A 7,257-nucleotide genomic window follows, 5' to 3' on the forward strand; every position below is an offset into this window, starting at 1 on the left:
GGCGCCGATAGCAACAGCAGCACCGGCCGCACGCTCGTCGAACTTGATCCGTTCTCGGCGCCGTTCATCGAGCAGGACTGGCCACGCTGGAACGATGCACTCGGCGCATTGGAGCGGGACTGGTTCGCGCCCGCCCTCGCGGCGCTCGAAAACGGCTCGCTCGGCACCTTGCGCCTCACGTTATGCAGCGACACGGGCTCCGTTTCGCTCAACGTCACGCGCGGGGCGTTGCGCAAGTTCTGGCGGCGCCGGCCGCTCGCTGCATTGCTTATCGAATAGATTGAAGCTGACGAGTTGAAGCGCAAATGAACCGACCCTATCGAATGAATCACGGCCTGCCCGCATGACCCGAATCGTCACCCGCGCCCCCTCTCCCGCCGATGCCGCCGTCCTCGTGCGCCATGGCGTTCATCCCGTGATAGCGCGGCTATACGCGTCGCGTGGCGTATGTTCGCCGGACGAGATCGAGACCGAACTCAAGAAATTGCATGCACCGCTCGGCCTGAAAGGCTGCGACGAAGCCGCCGTCGTTCTCGCCGATGCGCTCGCCGCCAAGCGCCGCATGCTGGTCGTCGCCGACTACGATTGCGACGGCGCGACCGCTTGCGCCGTTGCCGTGCGTGGTTTGCGGATGTTTGGCGCGCACGTCGATTACCTGGTGCCGAACCGCTTCGAATATGGCTATGGCCTGACGCCCGAAATTGTCGCGCTGGCCGCCAGCCGCGCGGCGGGCAAGCCTGATTTGCTGATCACCGTGGATAACGGCATTGCCAGCGTGGATGGTGTGGAAGCGGCGAATGCGCTGGGTATCGACGTACTCGTCACCGATCATCATTTGCCCGGCGACCAGTTGCCGCCGGCCCGCGCGATCGTCAATCCGAACCAGCCGGGCTGCGATTTCCCGAGCAAGTGCATAGCGGGCGTGGGCGTGATGTTCTACGTGCTGCTGGCCTTGCGGGCCGAATTGCGGCGTCGCAATGCTTTCACCGATACCGCTCCCGAACCGCGTCTCGACGGCCTTCTCGACCTGGTCGCGCTCGGCACCGTGGCCGACGTGGTGAAGCTCGATCCGAACAACCGGATTCTGGTCGCACAGGGGTTGAAGCGGATTCGCGCGGGACGGATGCAGGCGGGCATTGCAGCGCTTTTTCGCGCGGCCGCGCGCGACGCGCGCACGGCATCGGGCTTCGATCTCGGCTTTGCGCTCGGGCCCCGGTTGAATGCGGCGGGCCGGCTGTCGGATATGTCGCTCGGTATTGAGTGCCTGATCACCGATGACATCGGGCGGGCCTGGGAGCTGGCGCAACAACTGGATTCGATGAATCGCGAGCGTCGCGAGATCGAGGCGGGGATGCAGGAACAGGCACTGGAAGAACTGGCGCAACTGGACCCTGCCGAGTCGGCCACGCTGACGCTGTTCAATCCGTCCTGGCACCAGGGCGTGATAGGGATTGTCGCGGGTCGGTTGAAGGAGAAGTTCCACCGGCCATCGTTCACGTTTGCTCATGCGGACGACAGCGGGGTTTTATCGAAGGGGTCCGGGCGCTCTATTCCCGGATTTCATTTGCGCGATGCGGTCGATCTTATTTCCAAGCGCGAGCCCGGAATGATCGTGAAGTTTGGCGGCCACGCGATGGCTGCGGGTATGACCATCGTTACCGCCGATATCGGGCGGTTCACGGCGGCTTTTGAAGCTGTTGGGCGGGAATGGTTGACGCGCGAGGCGTTATCGCGAGTCGTCGAAACAGATGGCGAACTCGAAGATGCTTATTTCACGCCGCAGTTTGTCGAGCTGATCGATGGCGCGGTCTGGGGGCAGGGATTTCCGGCGCCGGTGTTTTCCGGGGAGTTTGACGTGGCGTCGCAGGCGCTGGTCAAGGATAAGCATTTGAAGTTGCAGCTGCGGCGCGGGCAGCAGCGGTTCAATGCCATTTGGTTTAACCATACGGAGACGCTACCGGGGCGGGTGGTACTGGCGTATCGGCTGGTTTCGGACTCCTGGAATGGGGTCGCGCGGGTACAGATGATTGTTGAAGCGGCCGCTTAGGGTTTAGCGGACGCCGATGGGAGGTTGGGCTCACAGTCACCGCCACTAGAAGCGTCCTAAGCCCTCCCCCGACCACCACTGCTCCCTACGCTATAATTTCCCCTTCCTCAAAAAAGCCGGAAATCGATCAAATGGAAGCGGAACGTCTCAACGCAATCGAGAACCTCCTCGCCGACTTGCGCCGTCGCGCGGGCGAGCTCCGGGGGTATCTTTGACTACGACGCCAAGGCCGTACGCCTAGAAGAAGTCAACAAGGAACTCGAAGACCCGACCGTCTGGAACGACTCGAAGAATGCCCAGGCGCTGGGCCGCGAAAAAAAGCTGCTCGACAACGTCGTCACGACCATCACGGCCCTCGATAACGATCTGCGCGACACGCAAGATCTCTTCGACATGGCCCGCGAGGAAAGCGACGAAGACACGCTCGCCTCCTGCGAGGCAGACACGGCAGCGCTCGAAAAACGCGTAGAAGACATGGAGTTCCGCCGGATGTTCTCGAACCCTGCCGACCCGAATAACTGCTTTATCGATATCCAGGCCGGCGCCGGTGGCACGGAAGCGTGCGACTGGGCGGCAATGTTGATGCGCCAGTACCTGCGGTACTGTGAGCGTAAAGGCTTCAAAACCGAAGTACTGGAAGAGTCCGACGGCGACGTCGCCGGTATTAAAAGCGCGACCATCAAGGTGGAAGGCGAATACGCCTACGGCTTCCTGCGCACGGAAACGGGCGTTCACCGCCTCGTGCGCAAGTCGCCCTTCGATTCATCGGGCGGCCGCCACACGTCGTTTTCTTCCATATTCGTATATCCGGAAGTCGACGATTCCATCGAGATCGATATCAATCCCGCCGATATCCGCACGGACACCTACCGCGCATCGGGCGCGGGCGGCCAGCACATTAACAAGACCGATTCTGCCGTGCGCCTGACACACGCGCCGACCGGCATTGTCGTGCAGTGCCAGAACGACCGCTCGCAACACCGCAACCGCGCCGAAGCCATGGCCATGCTGAAAGCAAAGCTGTACGAGTTTGAAATGCGCAAGCGCCAGGTGGAACAGGACAAGCTCGAATCGAGTAAAACCGATGTGGGCTGGGGTCACCAGATCCGCTCCTACGTGCTCGATAACAGCCGTATCAAGGACCTGCGCACCAACGTGGAAATCAGCAACACGAAAGCCGTGCTCGATGGCGACCTGGATGACTTTATCGGCGCAAGCCTGAAACAGGGCGTATGAGCCAAGGCGCATGATCAAATGGCGCGGCTTCAGTAATACGCCGCCGCGCCAACCGCGTCGCGCACCGTGTTCGCTTTACTTCACAGCAATACTTCGCAGCAACATCGCGGCGGCACATCTCAGCATTGCATCGCTAAATTTGCGACCATCCGTGTGGCCTGTGTTTCGACGTTATCTTTCACGTCGCGAAACGCGAAACAGCACTGACGCAGCATCGGGCCCACGACCTAGCCGCATTCATCGCACTCAAAGCCAAACACACCATGACCGAACCGACTCAGCCGGACGCCGCTTCCGAACCGGAAGAAAACCAGATCATCGCCGAGCGCCGCGAAAAACTTCGGGCGCTGCGTGAACAAGGCATCGCGTATCCGAACGATTTTCGTCCGACGCATCACGCCGCCGCACTGCAAACCGATTTCGCCGACAAAGACAAGGAAGCGCTCGACGCCGAGCCGCTGGAAGTCGCCATCGCCGGCCGCATGATGTTGAAACGGGTGATGGGCAAGGCGAGCTTCGCGACCGTGCAGGACGGCACCGGTCAGATCCAGTTCTTCATCACGCCGGCAGATGTGGGCCAGGAAGTCTACGACGCGTTCAAGAAGTGGGATCTCGGAGACATTGTTGCGACCAAAGGCGTCCTGTTCCGCACGAACAAGGGCGAGTTGTCGGTGCGATGCAGTCAATTGCGCTTGCTGACCAAGGCGTTGCGTCCCCTCCCCGACAAATTCCACGGTCTCGCCGATCAGGAAATGCGGTATCGGCAGCGTTATGTCGACCTGATCGTGACACCGGAGACGCGCAAGACGTTCCTCGCGCGCACGAAGGCGTTTGCATCGATTCGCAACTTCATGGCGAAGGCGGATTTCATGGAAGTGGAAACGCCCATGCTGCATCCGATTCCCGGCGGCGCGGCGGCCAAGCCATTCGTCACGCACCACAACGCGCTCGACATGCAGATGTTCCTGCGTATCGCGCCGGAACTGTATTTGAAGCGGCTGGTGGTCGGCGGCTTTGAACGCGTGTTCGAGATCAACCGCAATTTCCGTAACGAAGGGGTGTCGCCGCGACACAACCCCGAGTTCACGATGATGGAGTTTTACGCCGCCTATACGGACTACAAGTGGCTGATGGATTTCACGGAAGCGCTGATCCGCGAGGCCGCCATCGACGCGCGCGGCAGCGCTGCCATCGAGTATCAGGGGCGTGAACTGGATTTGTCGAAGCCGTTTCATCGCTTGACGATCACGGCGGCCATCCAGAAATACGCGCCGCAGTACACGCACGAGCAACTCGCCGATGCCGCGTTCCTGCGCACGGAACTGAAGACGTTTGGCGTCGATGCCGGGCAACCGCAGTTCCTGAACGCCGGCGTGGGCGCGCTGCAATTGGCGCTGTTCGAGGAAACCGCCGAGTCGCAGTTGTGGGAGCCGACGTTCATCATCGACTATCCGATCGAAGTGTCGCCGCTCGCGCGGGCGTCGGATACGGAGCCAGGCATCACGGAGCGTTTCGAGTTGTTCATCACGGGCCGCGAGATCGCGAACGGCTTTTCGGAGTTGAACGATCCCGAAGATCAGGCGGCGCGCTTCCAGAAGCAGGTCGACCAGAAAGACGCCGGCGATGAAGAAGCCATGTTCTACGACGCCGATTACATTCGGGCGCTGGAGCACGGCATGCCGCCGACGGGCGGTTGCGGTATCGGTATCGACCGGCTGGTGATGCTTCTCACCGACAGCCCAAGCATTCGCGACGTGATCTTGTTCCCGCATTTGCGTCGAGAAGATTGATCGGATGGTTTGTGGTTGCAAAAAAGGCGCGAAAGCGCCTTTTTTGCGTCCGTCGACTAGATAGGGTTTGTAACTAGCGGTAAAAGCTGCTTGCTACGCGATGTGGCGGCTGCGCACCCCAGTCCTTCGAAAGGCCCGTGGAGCAAGCGTCTCCCGGGGGCATTCCGATGGGCGCGCTTCTTGCGTTGTGTAGGTACCTATAAACGTTACAAATTGTCAAACCTGACGCTTCGTTCTGTCCCACACTGGTTAACGTCATAAGGCATTGCCGTATGAGTCGTCACTCTGCCTTCAGACGGAGGTTAAAAATGGATAACAGCACTAACAACATGACCCCAAACAATTCGCCTAACCCCGGCCCCGGCGGCACGCCGCGCCAACGCAGGATTCATCCGCTGGTCGCGACTGCGGCGGGCGCCGTAATCGTCGCCAGCCTCGTAGCCACCGCAGCCGTGACAGGCCTGTTCCCGAAGGCATCAAGCTCGTCGTCGTCGAACGACCAGACCCAATCGGCTCAAGTGGCCGCGCAGCCGGCGCCAGCAACGCCCGCTCCGCAGCAACAGCCAGCCGACCAGGCACAACAGGCTCAGCCGGCGGACCAGCAATCAGTTGAGGCTCAGCAGACCCAGCAAGCGCAACTTGCGGCCCAGCAACAGGCTCAACTTCAGGCTCAACAGCAACAGCCTCAACAACAGGCTCAACAACAGCAAGCGCCGCAGCAGGCGCCGCAAGTCCAACCCGCACAACAGCCGCTACAGCCTGTTCAGGAACAAGCGCCGCGACCCGCGTATTGCGGGACATGCGGCACGGTGGAAGCTGTGTCGGCGGTGAAACACGAGGGCCACGGGACCGGCATTGGTGCGGTGGGTGGTGCGGTAGCGGGCGGTCTTATCGGAAATCAGTTTGGACGCGGGGGCGGCCGTACCGCGATGACGCTGCTCGGCGCGCTCGGCGGCGGTGTGGGCGGTAACGCGGTCGAGAAAAACCTGCGCAGCGAAACCGATTACTCGGTACGCGTGCACATGGAAAACGGCAAGACACGCTACTTCACGTACCGTCAGGCGCCACCCTTCCAGGAAGGCGAGCGTGTGCATATCGAACACGGCACGCTGGCGGCGGGTTGATCACGATTTGATCAAGATTTGATCGCGGCCCCAAAACCCGCGAAGAACGCTAAAAGCAGACCCTAAAAGCAAAACGGCGATTCCACTGGAATCGCCGTTTTGCTTTGCGCGTCGCGCACATTGACCCGAATCAATAATCCGCGTCTTCTATCCACGCCGCCTGGATCGCTTCCAGAATTTTCTCGTTCGAGCGGTCCGGTTCATCGTCGAAACCGGGAAGTTCCGTCACCCAGCGATGCAAATCCGTGAAACGCACGAACTGCGGATCGACGTCCTGATGCGCGTCGGTCAGCGCCATCGCGATATCCTGCGTGTCAGTCCACTTCATGGCGAGCGCTCCTGTCTCAATTGCCCAAACGTGGGGTCAGTGATTTTCTTTGGCGTGATTGATGGAGTAGCGCGGGATCTCGACCACCAGATCCTGATTCGCGGGCGCCATCGCCTGACATGATAACCGCGACGCCGGCTCGAGTCCCCACGCCTTGTCGAGCAGATCGTCCTCGTCTTCTTCCGACGGCACCAGCGCCTCGAAACCCTCGCGAATGATCACGTGACAGGTCGTGCAGGCGCACGATTTTTCGCACGCATGCTCGATTTCAATACCATTTTCCAACAGGTTATCGCAGATGCTTTTGGACGTGTCCGCGTCGATCACCGCGCCGTCAGGACACAATTCCACGTGGGGTAAAACGACTATCTGAGGCATGAGTCTTCCGTTCTCTATGTGTGTTGTACGCGTCGCGGCTCAAACGTCGTCGATCTTGCGACCGGCGAGCGCGCGTCGAATACTTTTGTTCATGCGGCGCGCAGCGAATTCGTCGGTGGCGCTCGCCAGTTCCTTCGTCGCCGCTTCAATTGCGTCGACGCTTTCGCCACCGGTCACTGCCGCCAGTTTCACGATCAACGCGTCGATCTGCACACGCTCGGCTTCGTCCAGCAGTTCTCCGTCGACACCCAGCGCCGCCTGCGATGCTTCCACGAGGCGCTGCGCATCGACTTGCGCCTCGCGCAGCGCGCGCGCGCGCATGTCGACTTCCGCCGTATTGAAGCTGTCCTGGAG

At 60.7% G+C, this 7,257-nt stretch carries 6 protein-coding genes and 2 pseudogenes; 5 read left to right on the forward strand and 3 right to left on the reverse strand.

Annotated features, from left to right (window positions below; translation table 11 throughout):
- The 5 genes and pseudogenes from WCA53_RS26950 to WCA53_RS26970 form a co-directional block, all read left to right on the forward strand.
- Window positions 1-279: pseudogene (locus WCA53_RS26950) on the forward strand (regulator); the annotation flags it as partial.
- A gap of 64 nt (window positions 280-343) precedes the next feature.
- The gene (gene recJ, locus WCA53_RS26955) at window positions 344-2,047 is read left to right on the forward strand and encodes a single-stranded-DNA-specific exonuclease RecJ (RefSeq protein WP_423917858.1); all 1,704 of its coding nucleotides are present in this window, start codon (window positions 344-346) and stop codon (window positions 2,045-2,047) included.
- A gap of 131 nt (window positions 2,048-2,178) precedes the next feature.
- A protein-coding gene (gene prfB, locus WCA53_RS26960) for a peptide chain release factor 2 (RefSeq protein ID WP_423917862.1) occupies window positions 2,179-3,283 on the forward strand; the annotation gives its coding sequence in 2 pieces (ribosomal slippage) (window positions 2,179-2,259 and window positions 2,261-3,283; 1,104 coding nt in all).
- Window positions 3,284-3,546: 263 nt separating this feature from the next.
- The gene (gene lysS, locus WCA53_RS26965) at window positions 3,547-5,073 is read left to right on the forward strand and encodes a lysine--tRNA ligase (RefSeq protein WP_423917866.1); all 1,527 of its coding nucleotides are present in this window, start codon (window positions 3,547-3,549) and stop codon (window positions 5,071-5,073) included.
- Between the two features lie 308 nt (window positions 5,074-5,381).
- Window positions 5,382-6,197 (forward strand): glycine zipper 2TM domain-containing protein, encoded by an 816-nt coding sequence (locus WCA53_RS26970; RefSeq protein ID WP_423917869.1) that lies wholly within the window; start codon window positions 5,382-5,384, stop codon window positions 6,195-6,197.
- Window positions 6,198-6,327: 130 nt separating this feature from the next.
- Here WCA53_RS26970 and iscX read toward each other — a convergent pair whose 3' ends face one another.
- From iscX to WCA53_RS26985, 3 genes and pseudogenes are all read right to left on the reverse strand, one after another.
- The gene (iscX, locus tag WCA53_RS26975; protein ID WP_423917872.1) at window positions 6,328-6,525 is read right to left on the reverse strand and encodes a Fe-S cluster assembly protein IscX; all 198 of its coding nucleotides are present in this window, start codon (window positions 6,523-6,525) and stop codon (window positions 6,328-6,330) included.
- 36 nt (window positions 6,526-6,561) lie between these two features.
- Window positions 6,562-6,903, reverse strand: coding sequence for an ISC system 2Fe-2S type ferredoxin (gene fdx, locus WCA53_RS26980; protein WP_423917875.1), 342 nt, complete (start codon window positions 6,901-6,903; stop codon window positions 6,562-6,564).
- A gap of 39 nt (window positions 6,904-6,942) precedes the next feature.
- A pseudogene (locus WCA53_RS26985) lies at window positions 6,943-7,257 on the reverse strand (Fe-S protein assembly chaperone HscA); the annotation flags it as partial.

This window comes from Caballeronia sp. (assembly GCF_049581465.1).
Lineage (GTDB): Bacteria > Pseudomonadota > Gammaproteobacteria > Burkholderiales > Burkholderiaceae > Caballeronia.

Bases quoted from the DNA above. Each gene is read 5' to 3' on its own strand.
- fdx (WP_423917875.1), bottom strand. From the start codon at position 6,903: ATGCCTCAGATAGTCGTTTTACCCCACGTGGAATTGTGTCCTGACGGC.
- lysS (WP_423917866.1), top strand. From the start codon at position 3,547: ATGACCGAACCGACTCAGCCGGACGCCGCTTCCGAACCGGAAGAAAAC.
- recJ (WP_423917858.1), top strand. From the start codon at position 344: ATGACCCGAATCGTCACCCGCGCCCCCTCTCCCGCCGATGCCGCCGTC.
- WCA53_RS26970 (WP_423917869.1), top strand. From the start codon at position 5,382: ATGGATAACAGCACTAACAACATGACCCCAAACAATTCGCCTAACCCC.
- iscX (WP_423917872.1), bottom strand. From the start codon at position 6,525: ATGAAGTGGACTGACACGCAGGATATCGCGATGGCGCTGACCGACGCG.